This window comes from Curtobacterium sp. LFS079, assembly GCF_047977865.1.
GTDB lineage: Bacteria > Actinomycetota > Actinomycetes > Actinomycetales > Micrococcaceae > Arthrobacter.
The window spans coordinates 25,961-51,461 of sequence record NZ_JBFPFO010000012.1; the positions used below are offsets into that span (position 1 = coordinate 25,961).

Annotated in this window: 19 protein-coding genes; 13 read left to right on the forward strand and 6 right to left on the reverse strand. The window is 68.4% G+C overall.

Annotated features, from left to right (window positions below; all coding sequences use genetic code 11):
* Positions 1–8 precede the first annotated feature (8 nt).
* Both ACNQPB_RS16640 and ACNQPB_RS16645 read right to left on the reverse strand, forming a co-directional pair.
* Positions 9–1,148, reverse strand: coding sequence for a GGDEF domain-containing protein (locus tag ACNQPB_RS16640; RefSeq protein ID WP_498753533.1), 1,140 nt, complete (start codon positions 1,146–1,148; stop codon positions 9–11).
* A gap of 186 nt (positions 1,149–1,334) precedes the next feature.
* Positions 1,335–2,681 (reverse strand): glutamyl-tRNA reductase, encoded by a 1,347-nt coding sequence (locus tag ACNQPB_RS16645; protein ID WP_498753534.1) that lies wholly within the window; start codon positions 2,679–2,681, stop codon positions 1,335–1,337.
* Between the two features lie 149 nt (positions 2,682–2,830).
* On the opposite strand from ACNQPB_RS16645, the gene hemE reads away from it, so the two are divergent.
* The 10 genes from hemE (at position 2,831) to ACNQPB_RS16695 (ending at position 14,337) form a co-directional block, all read left to right on the forward strand.
* Positions 2,831–3,964 (forward strand): uroporphyrinogen decarboxylase, encoded by a 1,134-nt coding sequence (gene hemE / locus ACNQPB_RS16650; RefSeq protein ID WP_498753535.1) that lies wholly within the window; start codon positions 2,831–2,833, stop codon positions 3,962–3,964.
* A gap of 2 nt (positions 3,965–3,966) precedes the next feature.
* Positions 3,967–5,484 carry a protoporphyrinogen oxidase gene (hemG, locus tag ACNQPB_RS16655; RefSeq protein ID WP_498753536.1) on the forward strand — a complete coding sequence of 506 codons (1,518 nt, stop codon included), beginning with the start codon at positions 3,967–3,969 and terminating at the stop codon, positions 5,482–5,484.
* An 80-nt stretch (positions 5,485–5,564) separates the two neighbouring features.
* Positions 5,565–6,266 carry a hydrogen peroxide-dependent heme synthase gene (gene hemQ, locus ACNQPB_RS16660; RefSeq protein ID WP_498753537.1) on the forward strand — a complete coding sequence of 234 codons (702 nt, stop codon included), beginning with the start codon at positions 5,565–5,567 and terminating at the stop codon, positions 6,264–6,266.
* On the forward strand, positions 6,263–7,492 hold the full coding sequence (locus tag ACNQPB_RS16665; RefSeq protein ID WP_498753538.1) for a ferrochelatase: 1,230 nt from the start codon (positions 6,263–6,265) through the stop codon (positions 7,490–7,492). Before hemQ ends, ACNQPB_RS16665 begins: the two co-directional genes overlap by 4 nt.
* A complete protein-coding gene (gene hemC / locus ACNQPB_RS16670; protein WP_498753539.1) occupies positions 7,489–8,472 on the forward strand; it encodes a hydroxymethylbilane synthase in 984 nt (327 codons plus the stop codon). Before ACNQPB_RS16665 ends, hemC begins: the two co-directional genes overlap by 4 nt.
* 4 nt (positions 8,473–8,476) lie before the next feature.
* Entirely contained in the window at positions 8,477–9,394 is a 918-nt protein-coding gene (locus tag ACNQPB_RS16675) for a uroporphyrinogen-III synthase (protein WP_498753540.1), read from the forward strand.
* 3 nt (positions 9,395–9,397) lie between these two features.
* Positions 9,398–10,378, forward strand: a complete 981-nt coding sequence (hemB, locus tag ACNQPB_RS16680; protein WP_498753541.1) for a porphobilinogen synthase — start codon at positions 9,398–9,400, stop codon at positions 10,376–10,378.
* Between the two features lie 42 nt (positions 10,379–10,420).
* Positions 10,421–11,473, forward strand: a complete 1,053-nt coding sequence (locus ACNQPB_RS16685) for an LLM class flavin-dependent oxidoreductase (protein WP_498753542.1) — start codon at positions 10,421–10,423, stop codon at positions 11,471–11,473.
* Between the two features lie 62 nt (positions 11,474–11,535).
* Positions 11,536–12,849, forward strand: coding sequence for a glutamate-1-semialdehyde 2,1-aminomutase (gene hemL, locus ACNQPB_RS16690; RefSeq protein WP_498753543.1), 1,314 nt, complete (start codon positions 11,536–11,538; stop codon positions 12,847–12,849).
* A 102-nt stretch (positions 12,850–12,951) separates the two neighbouring features.
* Complete coding sequence (locus tag ACNQPB_RS16695) at positions 12,952–14,337, forward strand: glycoside hydrolase family 3 N-terminal domain-containing protein (RefSeq protein ID WP_498753544.1); 1,386 nt, start codon at positions 12,952–12,954, stop codon at positions 14,335–14,337.
* A gap of 86 nt (positions 14,338–14,423) precedes the next feature.
* On the opposite strand, the gene ACNQPB_RS16700 is transcribed toward ACNQPB_RS16695, so the two are convergent.
* The 4 genes from ACNQPB_RS16700 to ACNQPB_RS16715 form a co-directional block, all read right to left on the reverse strand.
* Positions 14,424–15,161 (reverse strand): amino acid ABC transporter ATP-binding protein, encoded by a 738-nt coding sequence (locus ACNQPB_RS16700; protein WP_498753545.1) that lies wholly within the window; start codon positions 15,159–15,161, stop codon positions 14,424–14,426.
* Positions 15,158–15,922, reverse strand: coding sequence for an amino acid ABC transporter permease (locus ACNQPB_RS16705; protein WP_498753546.1), 765 nt, complete (start codon positions 15,920–15,922; stop codon positions 15,158–15,160). The genes ACNQPB_RS16700 and ACNQPB_RS16705 overlap by 4 nt, the downstream gene beginning before the upstream one ends.
* 93 nt (positions 15,923–16,015) lie before the next feature.
* Complete coding sequence (locus ACNQPB_RS16710; protein ID WP_498753547.1) at positions 16,016–16,966, reverse strand: substrate-binding periplasmic protein; 951 nt, start codon at positions 16,964–16,966, stop codon at positions 16,016–16,018.
* A 338-nt stretch (positions 16,967–17,304) separates the two neighbouring features.
* Positions 17,305–18,015, reverse strand: a complete 711-nt coding sequence (locus ACNQPB_RS16715; protein ID WP_498753548.1) for a 3'-5' exonuclease — start codon at positions 18,013–18,015, stop codon at positions 17,305–17,307.
* Positions 18,016–18,087: 72 nt separating this feature from the next.
* Between ACNQPB_RS16715 and ACNQPB_RS16720 the strand changes: the two genes are divergently transcribed.
* From ACNQPB_RS16720 to ACNQPB_RS16730, 3 genes are all read left to right on the forward strand, one after another.
* Positions 18,088–18,504 carry an MGMT family protein gene (locus tag ACNQPB_RS16720; protein ID WP_498753549.1) on the forward strand — a complete coding sequence of 139 codons (417 nt, stop codon included), beginning with the start codon at positions 18,088–18,090 and terminating at the stop codon, positions 18,502–18,504.
* Positions 18,505–18,620: 116 nt separating this feature from the next.
* Entirely contained in the window at positions 18,621–21,872 is a 3,252-nt protein-coding gene (locus ACNQPB_RS16725) for an ATP-dependent helicase (RefSeq protein WP_498753550.1), read from the forward strand.
* A complete protein-coding gene (locus tag ACNQPB_RS16730) occupies positions 21,869–25,456 on the forward strand; it encodes an ATP-dependent helicase (RefSeq protein ID WP_498753551.1) in 3,588 nt (1,195 codons plus the stop codon). Before ACNQPB_RS16725 ends, ACNQPB_RS16730 begins: the two co-directional genes overlap by 4 nt.
* The last annotated feature ends 45 nt before the right edge of the window (positions 25,457–25,501 follow it).

Consider the following 25,501-nt stretch of genomic DNA (forward strand, 5'->3'; position numbering starts at 1 on the left):
TTCCGGGCTCAAGGCCGGGCGGTGACGATCCGGTTGCGGCCAAGTCGTTTGGCCTCGTAGAGAGCGATATCCGCGGCGCCGACCACGGCCGTGAGGTCGCCGGTGGACGTGGTGGCAATGCCGTAGCTCACGGTGGGGAAACAGACCCCTTCGGGAGGCTGCACGGTTGCCAGGTTCCGGTTGATGGTCTCGGCGATGACCCGGGCGTTCGCGTTGCCGGCACCCGGGAGCAGGATGATGAATTCCTCCCCGCCGTACCTGCCGGCAAGGTCCGTATGCCGGATCGAGTCCCGGCAGGCGGCAGCGAACGCCCGGATCGCGGCGTCGCCGACCGCGTGGCCGTGCGCGTCATTGACGGCCTTGAAATTGTCCAGGTCGGCCAGGATCACGGTCGAGACCGAACCCGCGGCGTGGAGCCGCCGGGTTTCCTGGGCGGCCTGCTCCATGAAAGTCGTGCGGTTGAGCAGACCGGTCAGCCCGTCGCGGCTGGCGCGCTCGTTGAGCCTGTTCATGAGCTGTTCGTTGCTGAGCGCCGTCATGCTGAAAGACACGGTGACCAGCATGACGATGGTGATCATGCTTGTGAACGCTGAACTGAAATAGGTGGTGAACGTGGGGCCGTCGGGTCCTTCCAGGATGTAGACGCCCGTCCGGGCGAAGTAATACGCGGACAGGATTCCCGCGGCCATGGCCAGTTCCCGGTGGGCGGCCTGGTAGTCCGCAGGTTTCAGCAGGGCCAATTCCCTGGTGGCAAGGCCCATGCCGAGGGCCATCATGGCGAGGTACACCAGGCCCCCGGACCAGGCGTTGGACGCCGGGTTCTCGATTGCCGACGCTATCGCGGTCACCGCGGGTGCGGCCAGGAGGACCCAGCGTGGCGTGGGACGCAGCCGCAGGGAACGCGATCCGATCCAGACGCTGAACGCCCCGCCCACCAGCAGTGCGTTTCCGAGCGGATCAGCCCAGACCTGCTGGGACGTTCCGGTCAGCAGATATGCGATGTTCCCGACCATCAACAACACCAGGGCAAGGCACCACCAGCCGCTGTACGGGGAACGGGTCCGCCGGAACGAGCCATAGAACAGGGCGCTCAACGTCAGGGCGACGATCCCGAGTGTGATTTTCAGGCTGGAGACATCGAGCACCATTGACGTTCCTCCCAGACTTCGTCACTGCAAGCACCCCTCGGGCCAGCGGAGCTTCAATCCAAGGGAAAGGTGTTCATCATTAAACGTGAAACGACCGGGCAGACGCGGCACCGCCGTAATAAAACGCGGAAACAAATATGCGGAGCAAAAAAGGGCCACCGCTGCGGGGGCCGCGGGAAGGAAGCCTCAGGCGCTTTCCGCGTGGGGGAGGGTTGCGCTCCTGCCCTCCACGGACTGGTGGTCCACCGGGCATTCGGCCTGCCGCGCCGGAGCAGCCGGCTGCTCCACCTGGATCCCGTACAGGGCCTCGAGGGCAGAAACGTAATCGTCCTGCTGGCCGTTGGCCGCAAGTTCCCGCGCCCTGACCGTGGGGATGTGGAGCAGCTGCTTGACCATGCGGCGCAGCGCGAACTCCACCTCTTCGGCGGCAGCGGTACAGCCGTGGCGGGCCCGGACCTTTTCCATCTCGGAGTCGAGCACGTTCATCGTGTGGCGGCGCAGCGCCACGATCGCCGCATCAACAGAACGGGCTTCGCGCTCCTGCTCGAAAGCGGCAGCGGCCCCGGACACAATGGTGCTGGCCTGGGCGAGGGACTCAGCCTGTTCCTGCGGGGCGGCGAGTCGGACGGATTCGAGCGTCAGCAGCTCCACGCCGTCGAGCTCGCCGACGGCGGGGTCGAAGTCATGGGTCAGTGCGAGGTCGATGGCGATCAGCGGGCCGGTGGACGCCTCGCGGATGCGCGCCAGTTCGGCGGCTTCCACGCGGTTGTCCGAACCGCTGCAGCCGATCATGACGTCGGCCGCGGCGACGGCGGCGGGCAGCTTGCCGGCGTCGAGGGCGGTACCGCCGCGCGTGGCCACGAAGGTTTCGGCGCGGCCCGAGGAGGAGTAGACGGAGATGTCGTGGCAACCGCGTTCGCGCAGCAAGGACATGGTGGCGCCGGCGTAGGCGCCGGTGCCGAACACGACTACCTTCTTGGTGCTCCAGTCGGCGTCGTCCGACAGGTCGGTGGCGAGGTCAAGCGCGACCGACACGATCGACAGGCCCCGCGATCCAAGGGCGGTCTGCGCGCCGACGTCCTTCGCGGTCTTTGATGCGGCCTGGAACAGCCGGACAAGGCCCGGGCTGGCGGTGCCTTCGTGCTGGGCGGTGATAAGTGCGCGGCGGACCTGTCCGGCGATTTCGCGTTCGCCCACGACGGCGGAATCCAGCCCGGCGCTGACGGCGAAGAGGTGCCTGCTGACTTCGGAGCCGCTGTTGGTGCTGAAGGCCTTGGAGACGAGGTGCTCGTTAAGGCCGCTCAGTCCGCTGATCTTGCCGACCAGGGCGGAACGGGCCGCCTCAAGGTCCTCGGCGTGCGCGGTTTCACCGTAAATTTCGTAGCGGTTGCAGGTGGCAAGGACAACGGCGCCGGAGACGAGCCCGCTTTCGGCGAGGGCCGCGGAGGCAAGCGCAGAAGAACCGGTGCTCAGCTGAGCAACGGTCTCAAGGTCGATGTCGGCATGGGTTGCCACTAGAGAAAAAAGAACCACAGCAGAGCCATCATAGCTTTTTCGGTGCCACGTAGAACAACAGGCACATGATGGTTCTTGCCACTGACCCGTGTGACGTGAGTCACCCGGGCTGCGCGGAGACAGGCTGTCGTTATCTTTTGCCCCCGATTTTCGGCACAATCGAAGGCATGACTTCCAGCTCTGCCCTGCCGGGTTCCGCCCAGCCTGCCCCTTCCACTGCCGGGGGAGCCGCGGCTCCCGGGCTCGACGCCGGCCACCCCCTGATGGACGGCCGCACCGCTGATTCGCCCCTCATCCAGGCGTACCGCGGCGGCAAGCCCAGCCGGCGTCCGGTGTGGTTCATGCGCCAGGCAGGCCGATCCCTCCCGGAGTACCTCAAGGTGCGCCAGGGCGTGGCGATGCTGGACTCCTGCCTGCGTCCGGAACTGGCTGCGGAGATCACCCTGCAGCCGGTCCGCCGCCATCACGTCGATGCCGGGATCTTCTTCTCCGACATCGTCATTCCGCTCAAGCTTGCCGGCGTGGGAGTCGACATCGTGCCCGGCGTCGGCCCCGTGCTGGACGCGCCTGTCCGCACCGCCGCCGACGTCGCCGCCCTGCCGCAGCTGAGCTGGGAATCCCTGGAACCCATCCGCGAAGCGGTACGGCTCACCGTGGCAGAACTCGGCAGCACCCCGCTGATCGGTTTCGCCGGCGCGCCGTTCACCCTGGCCGCCTACATGGTGGAAGGCCGTCCGTCCCGTGACCACCTCGGCCCGCGCACCATGATGCACGCCGACCCGGAGACCTGGGCCGCGTTGGCCAACTGGGCGGCCGACGCTTCCGGCATGTTCCTGCGCGCACAGTTGGAAGCCGGCGCCTCTGCCGGCCAGCTTTTCGACTCCTGGGCCGGTTCGCTGGGCCTGGCCGACTACAGCGAGCACGTCGCTCCGGCCTCGGCCCGCGCGCTGGACCACGTCCGCCACCTCGGCGCCCCGCTGGTGCACTTCGGCACGGGGACCTCCGAACTCCTCGTGGCCATGCGCGACGTCGGCGTCGACGTTGTGGGCGTGGATTACCGGCTGCCGCTCGACGAAGCCAACCGCCGCCTCGGCGGTACGGTTCCGCTGCAGGGCAACATCGACCCCGCTCTGCTCTCGGCGCCCTGGGAAATCCTCGAGGCCCACGTCCGTTCGGTGATTGCCGCCGGTGCCGGAGCCCCGGGACATGTGCTCAACCTCGGCCACGGGGTGCCGCCCGAAACCGACCCCGCCGTGCTGACCCGCGTGGTGGAGCTCATCCACTCGATCCCGGTGGAGTAGCCGTGCGCGGCCGGCCGGCAGTGCCGGTGCAGCAGGAAAGCCGCCAGACTGCCGTCGTCATCGGCGGCGGGATGTCCGGGCTGCTCGCGGCCCGCGGGCTCGCCGCGGCCGGACTGGCCGTTACCGTCCTGGAAGCCCGGGAAGAATGGGGCGGCTGCGTCGGCAGGCACGAACTCGGCGGGCTGGCACTGGACAGCGGTGCCGAGTCGTTCGCCACCCGCTCCACCGCCGTGTCCGACCTCGCCCGCGAGCTCGGACTGGCGGACAGGATCGTTGCCCCGCATCCCGGCGGCGCCTGGGTCCAGCTGCCGGACGGGCCGCAGGAACTTCCCAAGACCGGCGTCCTCGGCATCCCGGCCAACCCCTGGGACCCGGAAGTGCGGCATTCGCTCGGACTTGCCGGGGCCCTCCGCGCTTCCCTTGACCGCTGGCTGCCCGCCACCTGGGGCGCCGGCGGCGATGTCACCAGCGTCGCCTCCCTGGTCCGTGCCCGGATGGGCCGGCGCGTCCTGGACCGCTTGGTTTCGCCTGTGGTGGGCGGCGTGCATTCGGCCGACCCGGAACTGCTCGACGTCGACATGGTGGCGCCCGGCCTGCGCGCGGCGATGCGCTCCACCGGTTCCCTCGCGGCCGCCGTCGCGCAGCAGCGCAGGGTGGTCGGCGCGCCAGACCCCACCGGGACCCGGAAGGCCGGTTCCGCCGTCGCCGGGCTCGCCGGCGGCATGAACACCTTGGTTGCAGCGCTGCTGGCAGATCTGCGTTCCCACGGCGTCACGCTGCTGCCCGGAACCCGGGCTGAATCACTTGCGCACACCGGCGGCGTTTGGCGTGTAGGGGCCGTCACCGGCGGCGAAAGGCGGGAGTACGACGCCGGACGGCTCGTCGTCGCGCTCGACGGTCCGGCCGCCGTCGGGCTGCTGGAGTCGGCGCTGCCGGAACTGGCAGCGCTCCGCCCGGCCCCCGGGCCGCTGGTCAGCCTGGTGAGCCTGGTGGTGGACAAGCCGGAACTCGATTCCCGGCCGCGCGGCACCGGAATCCTGGTGGCGCCCCAGGTGCCGGGCATCCAGGCCAAGGCACTTACCCACGCCACCGCGAAATGGGACTGGCTTGCCGAGGAAGCGGGACCCGGCACCCACGTGCTCAGGCTGTCCTACGGGCGGGCGCACGGCGGAACTGCTGCGTCCGGAACTCTTGCTGCGTCCACGGACGATCCCGCGGCCTTGGATGATGCGGCGCTCTTTGGCGCCGCGCTTCGCGATGCGTCGGCCCTGCTCGGCGTGCCGCTCGGCAAGGAGGACGTGCTGGACTGGGACGTGGTTCGCTGGGCCGGCGCCCTGCCGTTTGCCGCCGTCGGCCACAAACAGCGGGTGGCCGAGGTCCGGAAGGTGAGCGGCGAGGCCGGGGGGCTCCTCCTGGTGGGCGGCTGGCTTGCAGGCAACGGACTCGCCGCGGTTGTTGCCGATACCGCGCGCCAGATCCAGGCGGTCCTGCCCGGCGTCCAAGCGCCCGGAACCCCCTGAAGCTGTGAGATGACGCACTTCTACGTCTTGTAGAAGTACTCCATTTCGACTTCATGCCCCGCAGGGGGCAAACTTGAACCATGAGCCACACTTCTGCCGAATCTGTCACTAAAACTGCTGAGAACGAAGAACAGTTCTTCACTTTGTGGACTGTTTTCAAGCGTTCGGCAGGCCTCCAGCGCAGCGCCGACGCTGTTGTTGAGTTCGAGAAACTGGCCGCCAGGCTTGCCGAGGACGGCGTTGTCCTGCGCGGCAGCTACGACGTCTCGGCCATGCGCGCCGACGCCGACGTGATGGTGTGGCTCCACGGCGCCAAGCCCGAAGCCCTGCAGGCGGCCGTCCGCGACATCCGCCGCAGCGGTCTCTTCGCAGGCACCGCCATCGTCTGGTCCGCCATGGGCGTGCACCGCGAAGCCGAATTCGCCAAGAACCACACCCCGGCCTTCTCCCGCGGCGTCGAACCCAGCACCTGGCTCTGCGTCTACCCGTTCGTGCGCTCCTACGAGTGGTACCTGCTGCCCGAGGACGAGCGCGGCAAGATGCTGCGCGACCACGGGATGCTCGGCCGTGACTTCCCGCAGGTCATCTCCAACACGGTGTCCTCCTTCGCCCTGGGCGACTGGGAATGGATCCTTGGCCTGGAAGCCCCCGAACTGGTCGACCTGGTGGACCTCATGCGCCACCTGCGCGCCACCGATGCCCGCAACCACGTGCGCGAAGAGATCCCCTTCTACACGGGACGCCGCATCACCCCTGCCGAGATCGCCGAGGTCCTCGCATGAGCAGTCCTCGCGTGAACCTGGCCGTTTCCACCGAGCAGAACGACATCACCGAACCGGGCCGCCAGGAACCGCAGGATTACGACGCCATCCTGCTCGCCTCCTTCGGCGGGCCCGAGGGCCAGGATGACGTCATCCCCTTCCTGCGCAATGTGACCCGCGGCCGTGGCATTCCGGATGAGCGCCTGGAGGAGGTGTCGCACCACTACCGCGCCTTCGGCGGAATCAGCCCCATCAACCAGCAGAACCGCGAGCTGAAGTCTGCCATCGAGGCCGAACTCGCCGCCCGCGGCATCGAGCTGCCCGTGCTGTGGGGCAACCGCAATTGGGACCCGTACATCGCACCGGTGCTGCAGGACGCCTACGAGGCCGGCCACCGCCGCCTGCTGATGCTCACCACCAGCATCTACTCCTGCTACTCCAGCTGCCGCCAGTACCGCGAGGACATCGGCATCGCCTTGACCGAAACCGGGCTCGACGGCAAGCTCCAGGTCGACAAGATCCGGCAGTACTTCGACCACCCCGGCGTCGTACTGCCGTTCCTCGAGGGAACGGCGGCAGGCATTGAGGAGATCCGCGGCAAGCTTGCCGCCGCAGGCGTTGAGGACCCGGACTCCAAGATCCGCGTCCTCTTCGCAACCCACTCCATCCCCACCCGCGACGCCGAGGCGGCCGGGAAGTCCGAGGGCGAATCCCGCGTGTTCGCCGAAGGATCCGCCTACGCCGCGCAGCACCTGGCCAACGCCAGCGCCATCATGAAGTCCGTTGCCCCCGAGGTCGCCTGGGACCTGGTGTACCAATCCCGCTCCGGCGCTCCGCACATTCCGTGGCTGGAACCCGACATCAATGACCACCTCGAAGCGATCGCCCCCGACGGCGTGCGCGGTGTGGTGATCGTGCCCCTCGGCTTCGTGAGCGACCACATGGAAGTTGCCTGGGACCTGGACACCGAGGCCCTCGAAACCTGCGCGAACCTGGGGATGGAAGCTATCCGCGTCCCGACTCCCGGCACCCACGCGGCCTTTGTCTCCGGCTTGGTTGACCTCATCTGCGAACGTACGGTGAACAACAACATCGCCGAACGCCCGCATGTCACCGACCTCGGGCCCTGGTACGACGTGTGCCGCCCCGGATGCTGCGAGAACTTCCGCGGCGCCAAGCCCGTGATCGCCGAGGACGGCATCCGCACCGGCACCGGACACGACCCGTACCCCGGAGCTACCAAGTGACCGTCCGGATCGGCACGCGGGCCAGCAAGCTCGCGCTGACCCAGACCCAGCAGACGGCGGACCGGCTGGCCGCCGTCGGAGGCTTCGACGTCGAACTCGTGCACATCACCACCGAAGGTGACGTCAGGACCGGTTCGCTGTCCCAGATGGGCGGCACCGGTGTGTTCGTGGCGGCCCTCCGTGAGGCGCTCCTGGACAAGCGCTGCGACGTTGCCGTGCACTCGCTCAAGGACCTGCCGACGGGCGCCGAGCCCGGCCTCACCATCGCGGCCACTCCCCAGCGGGTGGACGTGCGCGACGTGCTGTGCGCCCGCGACGGGCTCACCCTGGCCGGACTCCCTGCGGGGGCCAGGGTCGGCACCGGGTCCCCGCGGCGGGCGGCCCAGCTCCGGGCGCTTCGCCAGGACATCGAGGTCATCGACATCCGCGGCAACGTGGACACCCGCCTGGGCCGCGTGCCCGGCCTGCCCGGCAACGCCACCGACGCCGTGGTGCCCGGCAAGAGCAACGACCTCGACGCCGTCGTGCTCGCCGCCGCCGGACTGGAACGTATCGGCCGGCTCGAGACCGTCAGCGAATTCTTCGAAAGCGACGCCATGCTCCCCGCCCCGGGGCAGGGTTCCCTCGCGATCGAATGCCGCACCGCAGATGCCCCGGCCGGCGGCTCGCAGGAAGCCCTCGCCCAGGCACTGGCCGCGCTGAACGATGAGGACACCCGGCTCGCCGTGACCGCCGAGCGCGCCGTCCTGGCCCGCCTCGAAGCGGGTTGCGCAGCCCCGGTGGGGGCCTTCGCCCACCGCAAGGGCAGCATGCTTTACCTCGAAGCGGTGGTCTGCTCGGTCGACGGCGGCAAGACCGTCCGCGAGAAGAAGGCCACCGACGGCCTGAACGAGGTTGGCGCCACCCTGTTGGGCATCGAAGTCGCCGAATTGCTGCTCGCGGCGGGCGCTGCGGAGATCACCGACCTTGCCGCTTCCTGAGTCCGTGGACGTGCCAGCCGCCAGTGCTCCCTGGAACAATGCTTCTGGAGAAAGGCCGCTGCACGGCCGGAAGGTCCTCATCACGAGGAGCCCCGACCGTGCCGGCTCGCTGGCGCGTGCCCTGTCCGCGGCCGGCGCCGAACCGCTGCTGCTGCCGCTGATCGACTTCGAGCGCGCGGCCGACCAGCAGGCCCTGGGGGAGTCGCTGGGCGGGCTTGCCGGGGGACGCTACGACTGGCTCGTGGTCAGCAGCATCACCACGGTCCGCGCGCTGAAGGCCAGGGCCGCAGAACAGGGCATGGAGCTTTCCGCGCTCCTGCCGTCCGGAGTGCGGGTGGCGACCATCGGTCCGTCCTCGCGCCGGATCCTGGAAGCCGAGGGCATCCGCGTGGACCTTGCCCCGGAAGGCAGCCAGTCCGCCGCGGGCCTGCTCGAGGTGTGGCCGGCCGGACCCGGACGGGTCCTGCTGCCGCAGGCGGACATCGCCGACTCCCTGCTCTCCGACGGGCTGGCCGGAAAGGGCGCTGAGGTAGCCGTCGTGACCGCCTACCGCACCGTCGACTACCCGGCCCGCCCGGAGGAGCGTCTGGACACGGAACTGGCCAAAGCCGCCGCCTGGTCTGTCACCCCGGGTGATGAGCTGCCCCTCTTGGAGCCTGCGCGCGCCCGGGGATTGATCGACGACGGCGACCTGGCCGCCGTCGTCGCCGCCTCACCCAGCGCTGCGCGGCGCATCGCCGCAACCCTGCTGCCGCTGCGGGACTGCCGTTTCATCGCGATCGGACGCTCGACGGCGGCGGAGGCCGGTGCCCTCGGCGTCACCGTCGCCGCGACCGCGAAGGAACCCACCCCGGAGGGCATCGTCGCCGCCCTCACCGAATTGTTCGCCACCGCAGGGCCGCCCGCCCCGGAAAGGACGTAAGACATGAGCTTCCCCAACCACCGCCCCCGCCGGCTCCGCACCACGCCTGCCATGCGCCGCCTGACCGCCGAGCACCGGCTGGTCCCGGCCGAGCTCATCCTCCCCGCCTTCATCCGCGAAGGCCTTAGCGAGCCCGTGCCGATCAGCTCCATGCCCGGCGTCGTGCAGCACACCACCGATTCGCTAAAGCGGGCGGCCGCGGAGGCTGTGGAACTGGGTGTCGGCGGCATCATGCTGTTCGGCGTCCCCGCCGTGCGTGACGCCTCGGGCTCCGCCTCGCTGGACCCGGAGGGTGTGTTGAACAAGGCAATCCGCGATGTCCGCGCCGAAGTGGGCGACGAATTCGTGGTCATGAGCGACGTGTGCCTGGACGAATTCACCGACCACGGCCACTGCGGCGTGCTGGACGCCAACGGCTACGTCGACAACGACGCCACCCTGGAGATCTACGGGCAGATGGCCGTGGCCCAGGCCGACGCCGGCGCGCACGTGCTGGGCCCCTCCGGCATGATGGACGGTCAGGTCGCCGTCATCCGCCAGGCCCTCGAAGAAGCAGGCCACAAGAACACCGCCGTGCTGGCCTACGCCGCGAAGTACGCTTCGGCGTTCTATGGGCCCTTCCGCGAAGCCGTGGATTCCCAGCTCAAGGGCGACCGACGGACCTACCAGATGGATGCCGCCAACCGGCGTGAGGCCATCATCGAGGTGGAACTGGACCTCGAAGAAGGCGCGGACATGGTCATGGTCAAGCCGGCCATGAGCTACCTCGACATCCTGGCCGACGTCGCAGCCATGAGCCCCGTACCGGTGGCCGCGTATCAGATCTCCGGCGAGTACGCGATGATCGAAGCGGCCGCTGCCAACGGCTGGATCGACCGCCGCGGAGCCATCACCGAATCCGTGCTCGGCATCAAGCGCGCCGGGGCCGACATGGTCCTGACGTACTGGGCGTCCGAACTTGCCGGCTGGCTGAAGGAAAACTGAGCCTGTACGGCCGGGAATGATTCCGGGAGCTTCGCGGTTTGCATGCGTATGCATACAGATTCCGAACATCCGGTCCTCCTCGGCGTCGACACCTTCGGCGATGCCACAGTGCACGACGACGGACGTCCCAAGTCCCACGCGGAGGTCCTCCGCGACGTCGTGGAAGAGGGGATCCTGGCCGACCAGGTGGGCTTGCACAGTTTCGGTGTCGGGGAGCACCACCGCAAGGACTTTGCCGTTTCCGCCCCCGAAGTGGTCCTCGCCGCGATCGCCGGGAAGACCTCGACTATCCACCTGGCCTCGGCGGTCACGGTGCTGTCTTCCGACGACCCCATCCGGGTCTTCCAGCGCTTCTCCACCCTGCACGCCATCTCCAACGGCCGTGCCGAGGCCGTCCTGGGCCGGGGCTCCTTCATCGAGTCGTTCCCGCTCTTCGGCTACGACCTGGAGGACTATGAACTCCTCTTCGAGGAGCGCCTGGCCCTCTTCGACAAGGCACGCTCCCAGAGGCCCATCCAGTGGGAGGGACGGACGCGCGCACCGATCCATGGCCTCATGGCCTACCCCCAGCTGGAGGAAGGTCTCCTGCCCGTCTCCATCGGCGTCGGCGGCAGCCCGCAATCCGTGGTGCGCACCGCCAGCTACGGCTACCCCATGACCTTGGCGATCATCGGCGGCGACCCGGTCCGCTTCCGCCCCTACGTGGACCTGTACTACAAGTCCCTCGAAGAACAGGGCAAGGAGTGGCAGCCCCTGGCCGTCCACTCACCCGGACACGTGGCCGATACCGACGAGCAAGCCCGGGAAGAGTACTTCCCGCACTGGCTGGCGAGCCGCAACAGGATCGGAGCCGAGCGCGGCTGGGGACCTGCCGGCCGCGCGGAGTTCGACGAGCAGGTGGCCGACCACGGCGCTCTTTACGTAGGATCGCCGGAGACCGTGGCCCGGAAAATCGCCGCGACAACGAAGAACCTGGGCCTGCAGCGCTTCGACCTCAAGTACTCCAGCGGCACGCTCCCGCACTCCGCAATGATGAAGAGCATTGAGCTGCTCGGTACGAAGGTCACGCCGTTGGTGCATGAAATGGTGGGCTAGACGCCATTTCGCCGGCGGCGGGAGCGTCGAAGAGTGTCAGCCCGGGATGGAAGAATAAGGGCATGACTCGTTCGGATGATCTCTTCGCCCATGCCCAGACCCTGATGCCAGGCGGCGTCAACTCGCCCGTGCGTGCCTTCGGTTCCGTGGGCGGCACCCCGCGTTTCATGGTCTCGGCAAAGGGGGCTTACCTCACCGACGCTGACGGCAAGGAATACGTGGACCTGGTCTGCTCCTGGGGCCCGGCGCTTCTCGGCCACGCCCACCCCGCAGTGCTTGACGCCGTGCACGCCGCAGTGGACCGCGGGCTCTCCTTCGGCGCGTCCACCCCGGACGAGGCCCGCCTGGCCGAACTGGTCAAGGAACGCGTTTCCGCCGTCGAGCGCCTCCGCATGGTGTCCACCGGCACCGAAGCCACCATGACCGCCGTCCGCCTGGCCCGCGGCTTCACCGGCCGCAACCTGATCGTGAAGTTCGCCGGCTGCTACCACGGCCACCTCGACGGCCTGCTGGCCGCCGCCGGTTCCGGCCTGGCCACCATGGCACTTCCCGGTTCGGCCGGCGTCACCGAGGCCGCCGCCGCCGAAACCCTCGTGCTGCCCTACAACGACATTGCCGCCGTCGAAGCCGCGTTCGCCGCGCACGGCGGGCACATTGCCGCTCTCATCACCGAGGCCGCCCCGGCCAACATGGGCGTGGTCACCCCGGGCGAAGGCTTCAACGCCGCCCTGTCCCGCATCACCCGCGAACACGGCGCCCTGCTCATCCTCGACGAGGTCCTCACCGGGTTCCGCACCGGCTACGCAGGCTACTGGGGACTCACGGGCGGCGCCTCCGAGGGCTGGACCCCGGACCTGCTGACCTTCGGCAAGGTCATCGGCGGCGGCATGCCGACGGCGGCCCTCGGCGGACGTGCCGACGTCATGGACTACCTCGCGCCGCTCGGCCCCGTGTACCAGGCCGGAACGCTCTCCGGTAACCCGGTCGCCATGGCCGCCGGTGTGGCCACCCTTACGCATGCGACTCCGGAGGTCTACGCCTTCGTGGACGCCCGTTCGCTGGAGCTCTCCGCGGCCCTGTCCTCCGCCCTCGACGCGGAGGGCGTGGACCACTCCATCCAGCGCGCCGGGAACCTGTTCTCCGTGGCCTTCGGGACCTCCGCCAACGGCGTGCACAACTACGCCGACGCCCAAGCCCAGGACGTGTTCCGTTACGCGCCGTTCTTCCACTCCATGCTGGACTCCGGCGTCTACCTGCCGCCGAGCGTCTTCGAGGCCTGGTTCCTGTCCGCCGCCCACGACGACGCCGCGATGAACCGGATCTTCGACGCCCTTCCGGCCGCCGCGAAGGCCGCCGCGCAGGCTGTTCCCGCCTGATATTCCGCAATACCCACGTTGCCGGCGGCGGTTCCTCGCCGCCGGCCGTGGGAGGCGTAGTGTGGCTTGAGACGCACAAAAGCCTCGCCAGGCAGTGGATTCATGTCCGGAAACAACACACCCGAGCCCCCGAGCAAGCCGGCAGCCGGCCGCAGCGCCAGGCTGCTGCACTCGGGCGCCGCCTTCATCATCTTTGCCATCATTGCGGCGGCACTCTTCTCGGCTTTCGTCCGCTCGGACATCCCGGCCCTGAGTGGCACGCACGGCACGCCGTCGAGCTCTGCTGCCGGGCCGCCGTCGTCCGCTTCACCCTCGGCGACGACGCCATCCGCCAGGGCATCAGCAACGCCGACGGCACGCCCCACAGCGACTACGCCCCCTCCCGCCCCCAGCGCCACGCCGGGCGGATCTTCCCAGCCCGTCCCGACGCCGACCGGAAGCACGCCCGCTGCAGCCACGCCGGAACAACTGCTCGCCACTCTCAGCCTGAAGGAACGGGTGGGGCAGCTGTTCATGGTCGCGGCCAATGCCGGCGGTATCGATGCGGACGCCGTGGCCCGGCTGCTCAGCGGCCAGCACGTCGGAAACATCTACCTGGCCGGACGCAGCCAGGCCGGCGTTTCGGCGACGGCCGCGGTGATCGGCTCACTGCGCACCGCCGCCAGACGGTCTGGCAACACCGTGCCGCTCTCCGTTGCCACCGACCAGGAAGGCGGCTACGTGCAGGTGCTGCGCGGGCCGGGCTTCTCCGAGATCCCCACCGCCTTGGCCCAGACCGCCTTCACGCCGACGCAGCTGCGGGCACAGGCCCGGATCTGGGGGGCCGAACTGCTGAGGGCCGGCGTGAACGTCGATCTGGCCCCGGTGCTGGACACCGTCCCCGGCGCGGCCTTCGCGCCGTATAACGCACCGATCGGCTATTTCCAGCGGGAGTACGCCTTCACGCCCGCCGATGTTTCCGCCTATGGGAACGCGGTGGCGGCGGGCCTGCGGGACGCCGGGGTGGCTCCCGTCGTCAAGCACTATCCCGGCTTGGGCAGGGTCACTCTCAATACCGACGTCAGCGGCAATGTCCGCGATACCGCCACCACCCGGACGGATCCTTACCTGGCACCCTTCACCGCGGCCATCCGGAACGGCACCCGCTGGGTCATGGTTTCCAACGCCTATTACGACCGCATCGACCCCGCCCTCCCTGCACCGTTCTCGCCGGTGGTCATGCGGGGCATGCTGCGTTCCGACGCGGGATTCACCGGCATCATCGTCTCCGACGACCTGTGCAACGCAGCGCAGCTCGCGCCCTGGACGGTGGGCGCGCGGGCCGGGAACTTCATCGCCGCCGGCGGCACGATGGTGCTCTGCGCCAGCACCGCTTACGTTCCCGCCATGTTCAACGAGGTACTGCGGCGCGCGACGGCGGAACCGGCCTTCCGCCGGGCCGTGGACGCCGCGGCGCTCACCGTGCTGCGGGTCAAGGCCGGGGAATAGTTCCCATTAAAACCGGAATCCCCGGCACCCGACGGTTCCGCCGCATGCGCAGGGACCGTCCGGTGCCGGGGATACGCCGGGTTCGCTTACAGCACGTCCGAGAGGAACTTCTGCAGGCGCTCGGTCTTCGGCTCGGTGAAGAGCTGATCGGGACTGCCGTTCTCCACCACCACGCCCCCGTCCATGAAGACCACCTGGTTGGAAACGTTGCGTGAGAAGCCCATTTCGTGGGTCACCACCACCATGGTCATGCCGTCCTGGGCCAGCTCCGTCATGAGCGCCAGGACGCCCTTGACGAGCTCCGGGTCCAGCGCGGAGGTGGCTTCGTCGAAGAACATGACCTCCGGCTTCATGGCCAGTGCGCGGGCGATCGCGACACGCTGCTGCTGGCCGCCCGAGAGGGTTGCGGGGCGCACTCCGGCCTTGTGCTTCAGGCCCACCTTGTCCAGCTGTTCCAGGGCTTCGGCCCAGGCCTGGTCCTTGGGCAGTTTCCGCAGCTTCCGCAGGGCGAACGCCACGTTCTCGCCCACCGACTTGTGCGGGAAGAGGTTGAACTGCTGGAACACCATGCCGATCCGGCGGCGGAGTTCGTCGGGGTTGTCCTTGAGGACCGAGCGGCCGTCCAGCAGGATGTCGCCCTGGTCCGGTTCGATGAGGCGGTTCATGACGCGCAGCAGGGTGGACTTGCCGGAACCGGAGGTGCCGATCACGGAGGCCGCAGTGCCTTTCTCCACGTGGATGTCGATCCCGCGCAGCACCTTGTTGCTGCCGAAGGCCAGGTGCAGGTTCTTGCCGGTGAGGGATCCGGAGGTGAACTGGCTCATGCGTGGGCTCCCTTCCCGATGACGGCCGCGGCCTCGTCAGGTTCGTGCTTCTGTTCCTTGCCGGTCCGCAGGCGGTTGTCGATGTAGTTGACCAGGTGGGTGAGCGGGATGGTCAGCGCCAGGTAGAAGATCGCCGCGGCGACCAGGGGAGACTGGTTGCCGTTGTTGGCGGCGAAGTCCTGGCCGATCTGGAACAGCTCACGCTCACGGCTCATCAGCCCGAGGGTGAAGACCAGGGACGATTCCTTGATGAGGGCGATGAACTGGTTCATCAGGGCAGGGAGCACCCGGCGGATGCCCTGCGGGACAACGATCATGCGCATGGAGGGTCCGTAACCGAAGCCAAGCGCACGGGAGGCTTCGAGCTGGCCCTTGTCGACGCTCTGGATGCCCGAACGGAAGATTTCACCCATGTAGGCCGAGGCCATCAGGCTCAGGGCGATGATGCCGAGGGGGTAAGGGCTGCGGATCCCGGCCAGTTCCTTCAGCAGCGGGCCGAAGCCCAGACCGATGACAAGGATGACCAGCACCGCCGGCAGCCCGCGGAAGATGTCGGTGTAGATGCGGGCGATCCAACGTGCCACGGGGTTCCTGGAGATCCCCATCAATGCCAGCAGCATGCCCAGGAAGGTGCCGATGAGCCCGGAGGCCAGCGCCAGGACGATCGTGTTCAGCAGGCCGTACGAGAACATCGTGGGCAGCACCTCGGCGATGTAGCCCCAGTTCAGAAAGGTGTCCGCAAGGCGGCTCCATGCGTCCATATGACTCCTCGGTCTTAGCCGCTCAAGCCCGGACCCGAATCCGGGCCCAGGCTTGAGCGGTGGTTTTACTGCGGTCCGGCTAGGGGCCGGTCCTTACTTGTCGGCGGGGACCAGAACGGCCTTGCTGCCCGGCTTCCAACCGTCGGGCATGCGCTCGGCGTCGGTCTTGCGCTCAGGGAACCACTTCTTGGCCAGCGTGGTCCAGGTGCCGTCCTTGATCACGGCGTCGAGAGCGGAGTTCAGGGCCTCGATCAGGGCCGTGTTCTCCTTGGCGACGGCGAAGGCGGAGAAGTTCTGGGTTGCGACCTTCTTCTCCTGGATCTTGGTGCCGTCGCCTGCCTTGATCTGGCCTTCGGCCTGCTGGGACGGGGCCAGCCAAGCGTCGATCTGGCCGCTCTTCACGTTGGCGTAAGCGGTGTTGTAGTCCGGGTAACGGACGGGATCCAGGCCCAGCTGGTTGGTGACCATGTCGTCCTGGACGGTGCCCTGGACGACGCCGACGCGGACGCCTTCCTTGAGGTCGGCGATGCTCTTGACCGGGCTGTCCGTCTTGGACACCAGTGCCATGAAGCCGAAGTCGTAGCCGTTGGTGAAGGAAACGGTCTTGCGGCGGGCGTCGGTGGTCGAGATCGAGGAGGATCCGACGTCGAACTGCTGGTTCTTGACCTGGGCCAGGAGGCTCTGGAACTTGGTCGAGGCGAATTCGACCTTCAGGCCCAGCTTCCCGCCCATGGCCTTTAGCAGTTCGTTGTCGAAGCCGGTGAAGTTGCCGGACTTGTCGATGAAGATGCTCGGCGGGGCGTCGGAGAGGGTGCCGACCTTGATGGTGCCATCGGTCAGGAGGCCCAGCTTGCTCTTGTCGATCTTGTCCAGGGGCGTGACGTCTGCAGTGGTGTACTTGTCGGTGCTCTGGGCACCGGCAAGGGCGTCGGTGGGGGAAGCCGTGCTGGCCGGGGATGTTCCGCCGCCGCATGCGGCGAGGGATACGGCGAGGGCGGCGGCTACGGGGACAGTAGACAGCCACTTCAGAGCTTTGATTTTCATCAAGCGTTCACTTTCATTGGAATTACTGGGGATCTCGGTGACGCGGGCGGGGATGCGGCCGCAGGTTCATTCGTGGGCTCTAGCAGAACTCAACCCGCCAAACATAATTATGTCATCCGGCCCTGAGGCTCAAAGATTCCGAACATAGTTCGCAATAATGGTCAATCCTTCGAAGGATTGTTACTCCAAGTGACAATCTGTTGCTTGATTGACCGTAAGAAAACGCAATGGATGAATTGTGTCCGGCCCGCGGAGGCCGTGCCCTGAGGCCCGTTTCCTGTGACATGCGTCATGCCGGAATGCGTCCCTGGGGCGGTGGAAGAGCCGCCTTGTGGCGCCTAGAAACCGCCGCGGCTCGCGTCTTCCGGCGGAAGCACGGGCCAATCGCCTTCGATCACTGCGGCGGGCTTGCTGCGGCGCAGGTAGGACTGGAAGTCGGCGGCCTGCGCGGCGGCCCAGTCGACCTGCAACTGGTGGAGCTTGGATGCCGGCATGTGCAGTTTGGGGAACTTGCCCGCCATCGCGTCAAGCACCCGCAGCGTCGCCAGCGCATCGGCAGCGGAGGTGTGTGCGTTCTCCAGGTCCACCCCGTATTCCTCGCACAGGGCACCGAGGGTCCGCTTGCCCTTGCGGTAGCGGTCAACCTGTTTGTTCATGATGTACGGGTCCAGCACCGGGAACCGGCTCAGCTGCGGCACCCCGTAACGGGCGGATTCGGCAGCAAGGACCGTGAAGTCGTAACTGGCGTTGAACGCGATGACGGGAACGCCGTCGTCGAACAGTTCCTGCAAAGTGGCCGCGACCTCCCGGGTCACCTCGGCGGCCGGGCGGCCCTCCGCACGCGCCTTCGCGGTGGTGATGCCATGGACATCGCTGGCCTCCTGGGGGATTTCAACGCCGGGATCGGCCAGCCACTCGCGCTCCGTGATCACGTTGCCGTGGCCGTCCACCACGGTGATCGACGCCGTGACGATCCTTGCGGCACGGGAGTTCCGGCCCGTGGTCTCAAGGTCGAACGCGGCGCGGGGGAGGGTGTTCCAGGAGCTCATGCATTCACGCTACCGGCAGTCCCCGACAAGATTGGAAACCGACACCGCGGCGGCAGCCGATACGCTTGAAACATGCGGACGGAGTTTGTGACGGCGGTGCTTGCCGTCGTGGACCTCGTGCCTCCGGGCGCGGCCCTCGCCTATGGCGACGTCGCCGAACTGCTCGGGCGGGGCGGACCGCGCCAGGTCGGCTCCGTCATGAGCCACTACGGAAGCGCGGTGGCCTGGTGGCGGATCCTGCGGGCGAGCGGAGAAGCCCCGCCGGGCCATGAAGCTGAGGCGCTGCGCCACTATCTCGCAGAGGGAACCGCGCTGCACGGGGACCCGGACGGATTCCTGCGGACCGGCGAAGGGCGCTGGCGGGTCGATATCGCCGCTGCCCGGTGGGCGCCCGGTGAGGAAGACTTCGACCGGATCGACGCGATTTCGGAGGAGCTGGAGCGTCAGCTCCATCAATTGTCAGTGCCCGATGATGAAATGACTGTGTGAGCGCCCCTCTGACCCGACAGCCCGTAAGCAGAACCCCGGCAGTAAACCCGCAAGCCACGCAGCGTGCCCTGCGCCTCCGGCTTGTCGCGCCGCGCGAAAATATCTGCGCGGTACCCATGCTGTCCGCGGACCAGGCCGCCGTCGTCGGGCTTCCGCATGGTTCCGGGCCGGTCCTGGTACCCGGTGCCCCCGGCACGGGAAAGACCACCGTCCTGGTGGAAACTGCCGTCCGGCGGGTGGTGCGGGACGGCGTCGACCCTGGCCGAATCCTGATCCTGGCCCCCGGCCGTCATGCCGCCTCGGCGCTGCGGGACCGCTTTACCGCACGCCTCGGGCGGACTTTGAGTACGACGCCGGCACGCACCTGGGCGTCCTACGCTTTCGATCTCATCCGGCGGGCTAAAGCCGAAGGCGTCCTGCCGTTGCCGCGGCCGCCGAGGCTCCTTTCGGGGCCTGAACAGGACCTCATCATCAAGGAGCTGCTCGAGGGCCACGCCCGGCCGGGCCTGGAACTGCCCTGGCCGGAGGACCTTTCCGCGGCGCTGCCCACCCGCGGCTTCCGCCAGGAGATCCGCCAGCTCTTCGACCGCATCATCGAATCCGGCCGCACTGCCGAAGACCTCACCGCCCTCGCCTATGAGTGCGACCGCCCGGACTGGATGGCCGCGGCCCGCCTTTATTCGGAGTACCGCGACGTGCTGGACCTGCGCATGCCCGAGGCCTTCGACCCCGCGGGAATCATCACGGCGGCGCGGCAGATTTTCCAGGATGCACCCGCTTTCCTGGCGGCCGAACGCGAGCGGCTCCAGCTGATCCTCGTCGACGACATCCAGGAAGCGAACCCGGCTGTCTTCGAACTGCTCGCCGATATCGCCGAAGGCAAGGACGCGGCGATCACTTCATCTCCGGATACCGTAGTCCAGGGATTCCGCGGTGCCCGCCCGGACCTCGTGGCGGAGCTGCCCCGCCTGCTTGGCGGCGGCAACGCCGTCCGGGAGCTTCCGCTGCGGACCGCCCACCGCCAGCAGCCTGCTGTGACGAAGGCCTGGCTCGGCGTCGCGGCGCGCATTTCGCAGCGCCAAGGCGGACAGCTGGCCCGGCGTCTCGAAAGCACCGGCCACCCGGCGCAGGAAGGCCGCGCGGAGGCGCACCTCCTGCCCTCTCCCGCCCACGAACTCCGCTACGTGGCGCAGCGCGTCCTCGAAGCACAACTGCGTGAAGGCCGCGCGTTCAGCGAGATCGCCGTGATCGTGCGAAACGGCGGGCAGCTCGCACAACTCCAGCGCTACCTGTCCGGGCAGGGAATCCCGGTACAAGTGCCGGTGGCGGACGCCGCCGTCCGCGACGAGGTTGCGGTGCGTCCGCTGCTGGAGCTCTACGGCGTGGTGCTGGTGCCGTCGAAGCTCACGCCGGAGCTCGCAGTCTCCCTGTTGACCTCCCGGATCGGCGGAGCCACGGCCATCGAACTGCGGAGGCTCCGGCAGTCCCTCCGCCGGGACGAGCTGCTAGGCGGCGGCGGGCGGGCCAGTGATGCTCTGCTGGTTGAAGCGCTGCTCCAGCCCGGGGCCTTGGGTTCACTGGGGATTGAAGGCAGTTCCGCCCGGCGCATTGCACGCATGATCTCGGTCGGCGCGGAGGCCTTGGGACAACCGGGAGCCAACGCCGAGACCGTGCTGTGGGCGTTGTGGCAAAGCAGCGGACTGGCGGCCCGGTGGACAGCATTGGCGCTCGACGGCGGCGCGCCGGGTGCCCGTGCGGACCGCGACCTGGACGCGATGATGGCCCTCTTCCACACCGCGGAGCGCTACGTGGACCAGCTCCCGGGTTCGGGCGCCGAGCAGTTCCTGGAGTACCTGATGAACCAGGAACTGCCGATGGACACCCTGGCGGCGCGCGCCCAGTTGGAGGAAGCCGTGGAGCTGATGACCCCGGCCAGTGCGGCAGGCAGGGAATGGCCGGTGGTCATAGTGGCCGGCCTGCAGGAAGGAGTGTGGCCGAACACCCGGCTGCGCGGCGAACTCCTGGGCAGCACCCTGTTCGCCGACGCCGTCGAACACGGGGTGGACCACGCCCTGCAGCGCGGCCCCCTCAGCCGGCTCCGTGACATCCGCTACGACGAACTCCGCAGCTTTTCCACCGCCGTTTCCCGTGCCAAGGAACTGCTCATCTGCACCGCGGTGTCGTCCGAGGACGAGCAGCCTTCGGCGTTCCTGGACTACGTGGCGCCCCTTGACCCGGGCCAGTACAGCCGCGGCTACACTCCGGTGGAGCGCCCCATGACTCTCCGTGCCCTCGTGGCCGAGCTCCGCCAAAAGGTGCAGGTGGATGGGACAGTGCAAGGGGATGGGACAGTGCAGGTGAATGGGACAGCCCAGGCGGACCCTTCTCCCCCTGCCCGTGGCGTATTCGGTGCCGGCCCTGAGGGCGAGGCCGCCGAGGCCGCAAGGGTCCTGGCACACCTGGCCTCGGCCGAGCCGCCGGTCCCCGGCGCCCATCCGGATAGTTGGTGGGGCCTGGCCCCGCTGAGCAGTGAGGATGCCGTGGTCCCGGAGGGGGGAACCGTGATGGTGTCACCGTCGAAGGTCGAATCCGTGCACAAGTCCCCCTTGGACTGGTTCGTGCAGGCCGCCGGCGGCGAGGCCGCCACTGATTTTGCCCGGAGCCTGGGCACACTGGTGCATGCCATCGCCCAGGACCTTCCCGACGCCTCGGGGGCCGAGTACCTTGCGGAACTGGCGCGGCGCTGGCCGGCCCTCGGCATGAAGGACAACTGGGAAGGCCGGCTGGATTTCCAGCGGGCAGAGGCCATGGTCCGGAAGCTGGCCCAGTACATCCTGGTCATGCGCAGCGAAGGCCGGCGCCTCCTCGGCGTCGAACTCGATTTCGAGGTCCCGCTGCCGCCGGTGGGTGAGCGTGCCGCGATGCTCCGCGGCCAGGTGGACCGCCTTGAGATCGACGGCGAGGGCAGGCTCGTGATCGTGGACCTGAAGACAGGCAAGCGCCAGCCCGGCAAGACCGAACTCGCCCGGCACCCCCAGCTCGGCGCTTACCAGGCAGCCGTCCTCCAGGGGGCCTTCGACGCCGGGTCCGGCCTTCCGGAGGGGGCCGCCGCGAATGGTGCCGTCCCCGGCGGGGCCGTTCTGGCCCAACTCGGCACCAAGACCAAGTCTCCCGGCATCCAGGTGCAGGAAGCCCTCGACGCCGGAGACAACTGGGCACAGGACATGGTCAACGAGGCCGCTGCGCTAATGTCCGGGGCCACCTTCGAAGCCCGGCATGACCCGTCCAAGGGAGGCCACGGCGGCCATGGCTGCCGGCTGCCGGAGATTTGCCCGCTCTGCGCCCGAGGAAAGCAGGTTACGGAATGACGCTCGACACCCTTGCGCCCGCGTTTGGCGGGATCGCACCGCAGCCCGGTGCAGGGGTTTCCCGGCCGCGCTTCACCCCCGGCGAACTCGCGGACATTATGGGCGAGAAGAACCGCCCCACCGATGAACAGGCAGCCATCATCGCCTCGCCGCTGTCGCCACGGCTGGTCATTGCCGGTGCGGGATCGGGGAAGACGGCCACCATGGCTGACCGCGTTGTCTGGCTCGTGGCAAACGGCTGGGTCCGGCCCGAAGAGGTCCTCGGCGTCACCTTCACCCGGAAGGCGGCAGGGGAGCTGGCCAGCCGCATCCGGGCCAAGCTGGCCACCCTGCAGCGGATCGCCGTCGCGGACCCCGGGCGGCACGGCTTCCCGGACTGGCTGGCAGGTTCTGATGAGCTGGAACCCAAGGTGTCCACCTACCACTCCTACGCCAGCGGCATCGTTTCGGACTACGGTCTGCGCTTGGGCATCGAGCGCGACGTCGTGCTCCTGGGCGGCGCCCAGGCCTGGCAGCTGGCCAGCGAGGTCGTTGAAGGCTACGACGGCCCCTACGAGCACTTCACCGCGGCGAAGTCCACCCTGGTCAACGCCGTGGTGCAGCTGGCTGGCGAATGCGCGGAGCACCTGCGCGAGCCCGCCGAGGTGAAGGCGTGGCTCGTGGACCGTGCCACGGAGTTCGGCCAGCTGCCGTACCAGGCCGGAGCCAAGAAGAACCCCACCCAGGCTGCTTCCGAGCTGAACGCCATGCTGCTGACCCGTGCAAGTGTCGCGGACATGGTCGGCCGCTACCAGGCTGCCAAGCGCGAACGGGGAGTGCTCGACTTCGGCGATCTCGTGGCGCTGGCGGCCAGGATCGCCCGGGACGTCCCGGTGGCCGCCGCCACCGAGCGGTCCCGCTACAAAGTGGTGCTGCTCGATGAATTCCAGGACACCTCGCACGCCCAGCTCGTGCTGTTCTCCCGGCTGTTCGGTGAGGGTCATGCCGTCACGGCAGTGGGTGACCCCAACCAGTCGATCTATGGTTTCCGCGGAGCGTCCGCGGGTCAGCTGTTCCATTTCGTCCAAGAGTTCCCGGCAAGGAACGACGACGACGGCGACCGCCCGGCGTCGATCCTTCCGGCACCGGTGTCCTACCTGACGACGGCATGGCGGAATGGCCGCAACATCCTCGGCGCCGCCAATGTCATTTCCGCGCCCCTGAACAAATCGGCCGGGTCCGCAGGCCCTGCCGGTGAACGGACACAGGGGAGCGCAGTCACAGTCCCGTCGCTGCGGCCAAGCCCGGCGGCCGTGGAGGGCAACGTCATCCTCGGACGCTTTGCCACGGATGAGGACGAAGCGGCGGCCGTCGCCCGTGACGTCCTGCGCTACCGCCGCACCATCTTCGAAACAGACCAGGCCGGGCAAGCCGTCCTGCCGAGCATGGCCGTTCTCTGCCGCCGGCGGGCACAGATGGAGGTCCTGCGGCGTGAATTCGAGCTGCAGGGGATTCCCTACGAAATCGTCGGATTGGGCGGGCTCCTCGACACCCCCGAGATCGTGGACCTCGTATCCACGCTGCGGGTGCTGGCCGATCCGGGCCGCTCGGACGCCCTGATGCGCCTGCTTGCCGGTGCACGGTGGCGGATCGGAACGGCCGACCTCATGGCGTTCCACGATTGGTCGCGCTTTCTCGCCAGGCGCCGCGCGCAGGGCAGCTCCGGCCCGGAGGCCCTGATGGCGGACCTCGCCGCGGACGAGGACGCCCGTGACGTCGTTGTGGAAAGCGACATCACGGACGCCGCGAGCCTCGTGGAAGCCCTGGACTTCCTGCCCCGTCCGGGCTGGGCCTCGGCCCACGGCCGTTCGCTGAGCGACGCCGCACAGGAGCGGCTGGGCAGGCTGTCGGCGGAACTTCGCGCGCTCCGCAGCTTCCTCGGGGACGACCTCACCACCCTGCTGGGGGAGGTCGAACGGGCCATGCTGCTCGACGTCGAAGTGGCCGCCAAGCCCGGGGTCAGCATCCACCAGGCGCGCCGGAACCTGGACGCCTTCCAGGATGCCGCTGCCGGATTCCTGCAGACCTCCCAGCGGGTGGACCTGTTGGCGTTCCTTTCCTGGCTGGAAGCTGCAGCCTCCGAGGAAGGCGGGCTGGACGCCGCAGCGACGGAAGTCAACCACGAGGCCGTACAACTGCTCACTGTCCACGCCTCCAAGGGTCTGGAATGGGACGTTGTCTTCGTGCCGGGGCTCAACGCCGGTGCCTTTCCCAGCAGCCGTGACTCACGGTGGAGCAGCGGGGCCGCAGCGCTTCCCTGGCCGTTGCGCGGCGACCGGGCCGACCTGCCGCAATGGGACCTGGACCAGCCGGACCAGAAGGGCTGGCTGGACGCGGAAAAGGTGTTCAAGTCCGAGGTCCAGCACCATGGTGAAGCCGAGGAACGGCGCTTGGCGTATGTCGCCTATACCCGGGCCAAATTCGTGCTTTGGGTGTCGAGCGCAGCCTGGAACGGTTCGCGGTCCGGAATCGCCGAGATCTCGCCTTTCCTCGCCGAGCTCGCGCCGTTGACGGAGGGGCCTGGTTCAACGGAGGTCGCTGACCTGCCGGGAGGTTCCGACGCCGGAGCTGCCGCGGACATCCATGCGGCGTCCCTGCGCGAAGACGAACTGCCGGCGGAAAGCCCGCTGACCGTGGCCGCCGAACTGGCAGTATTTCCCTACGATCCGCTCGAAGGTCCCTGCGATCCGCGGACCGGGGAACGGCTGCGGAATGTGCCGGGCCGCCGGGCCGCCATGGACGCTGCGGCGGCCCGCGTCCGGCAAGCCATCGACGGGCTGCGCCCGGGAGAGCCCCTGTGCCTGCCGGAAGGCCCCGTTGGTCTTGGTGAAGACGCCTCGCCGCGCGGGGCCGTGCTTCGTGGAGCCGCTGCCGGGTGGGCGGCGGAAGCCGATCTCCTGCTGAAGCGCTCCCGGCAGCGGAAACCAGTCCAGGACATCCACCTGCCCGGCCACATTTCCGCATCTATGTTCGTGGAACTGGGTGACGATCCGGAAGCGGTGCTCGCCCAGCTCAGGCGCCCTGTGCCGCGCGAGCCCGGTGTCGCGGCCCGCAAGGGAACCGCCTTCCATGCCTGGGTGGAGGAGTATTTCGGTACGAGCGGCATGCTGGACCTCGGCGAGGAACCAGGGGCCGACGCCCACATTGATGCCGCCTACGACCTCGATGACATGGTGGACACCTTCAAGAACTCCGAGTGGGCCCACCGGGCACCGGCCTTCGTCGAGGTGCCGGTGGAGACAAGCATCGCCGGGGTGGTGGTCCGCGGAAGGATCGACGCCGTTTTCCGCAATGCCGACGGCAGCTGGGAACTGGTGGACTGGAAGACCGGCAGGCGTCCTTCGGGCGGCCGCCTCGCCAGCCGCTCCGTGCAGCTTGCGGTGTACCGGTTGGCCTGGGCGCGCCTGATGGGAGTGCCCTTGGAAATGGTCAGCGCGGCCTTCTACTACGTGCCGGACGACGCCGTGGTCCGTCCGCACGACCTCGGCTCCGAAGCGGAACTCGAAATGATCATCAACGCGGCACTGTCCCGCCCCGGGGATTGACCCGCGGGGAATGACCTGTGGGGCAACTGCCGGGACCGACAGGCC

Coding starts and splice junctions, on each gene's coding strand:
- ACNQPB_RS16640 (WP_498753533.1), bottom strand. CDS start 1,148: ATGGTGCTCGATGTCTCCAGCCTGAAAATCACACTCGGGATCGTCGCC.
- hemE (WP_498753535.1), top strand. CDS start 2,831: ATGACTTCCAGCTCTGCCCTGCCGGGTTCCGCCCAGCCTGCCCCTTCC.
- hemQ (WP_498753537.1), top strand. CDS start 5,565: ATGAGCCACACTTCTGCCGAATCTGTCACTAAAACTGCTGAGAACGAA.
- ACNQPB_RS16665 (WP_498753538.1), top strand. CDS start 6,263: ATGAGCAGTCCTCGCGTGAACCTGGCCGTTTCCACCGAGCAGAACGAC.
- hemB (WP_498753541.1), top strand. CDS start 9,398: ATGAGCTTCCCCAACCACCGCCCCCGCCGGCTCCGCACCACGCCTGCC.
- ACNQPB_RS16685 (WP_498753542.1), top strand. CDS start 10,421: ATGCGTATGCATACAGATTCCGAACATCCGGTCCTCCTCGGCGTCGAC.
- hemL (WP_498753543.1), top strand. CDS start 11,536: ATGACTCGTTCGGATGATCTCTTCGCCCATGCCCAGACCCTGATGCCA.
- ACNQPB_RS16695 (WP_498753544.1), top strand. CDS start 12,952: ATGTCCGGAAACAACACACCCGAGCCCCCGAGCAAGCCGGCAGCCGGC.
- ACNQPB_RS16700 (WP_498753545.1), bottom strand. CDS start 15,161: ATGAGCCAGTTCACCTCCGGATCCCTCACCGGCAAGAACCTGCACCTG.
- ACNQPB_RS16705 (WP_498753546.1), bottom strand. CDS start 15,922: ATGGACGCATGGAGCCGCCTTGCGGACACCTTTCTGAACTGGGGCTAC.
- ACNQPB_RS16710 (WP_498753547.1), bottom strand. CDS start 16,966: ATGAAAATCAAAGCTCTGAAGTGGCTGTCTACTGTCCCCGTAGCCGCC.
- ACNQPB_RS16715 (WP_498753548.1), bottom strand. CDS start 18,015: ATGAGCTCCTGGAACACCCTCCCCCGCGCCGCGTTCGACCTTGAGACC.
- ACNQPB_RS16720 (WP_498753549.1), top strand. CDS start 18,088: ATGCGGACGGAGTTTGTGACGGCGGTGCTTGCCGTCGTGGACCTCGTG.
- ACNQPB_RS16725 (WP_498753550.1), top strand. CDS start 18,621: ATGCTGTCCGCGGACCAGGCCGCCGTCGTCGGGCTTCCGCATGGTTCC.
- ACNQPB_RS16730 (WP_498753551.1), top strand. CDS start 21,869: ATGACGCTCGACACCCTTGCGCCCGCGTTTGGCGGGATCGCACCGCAG.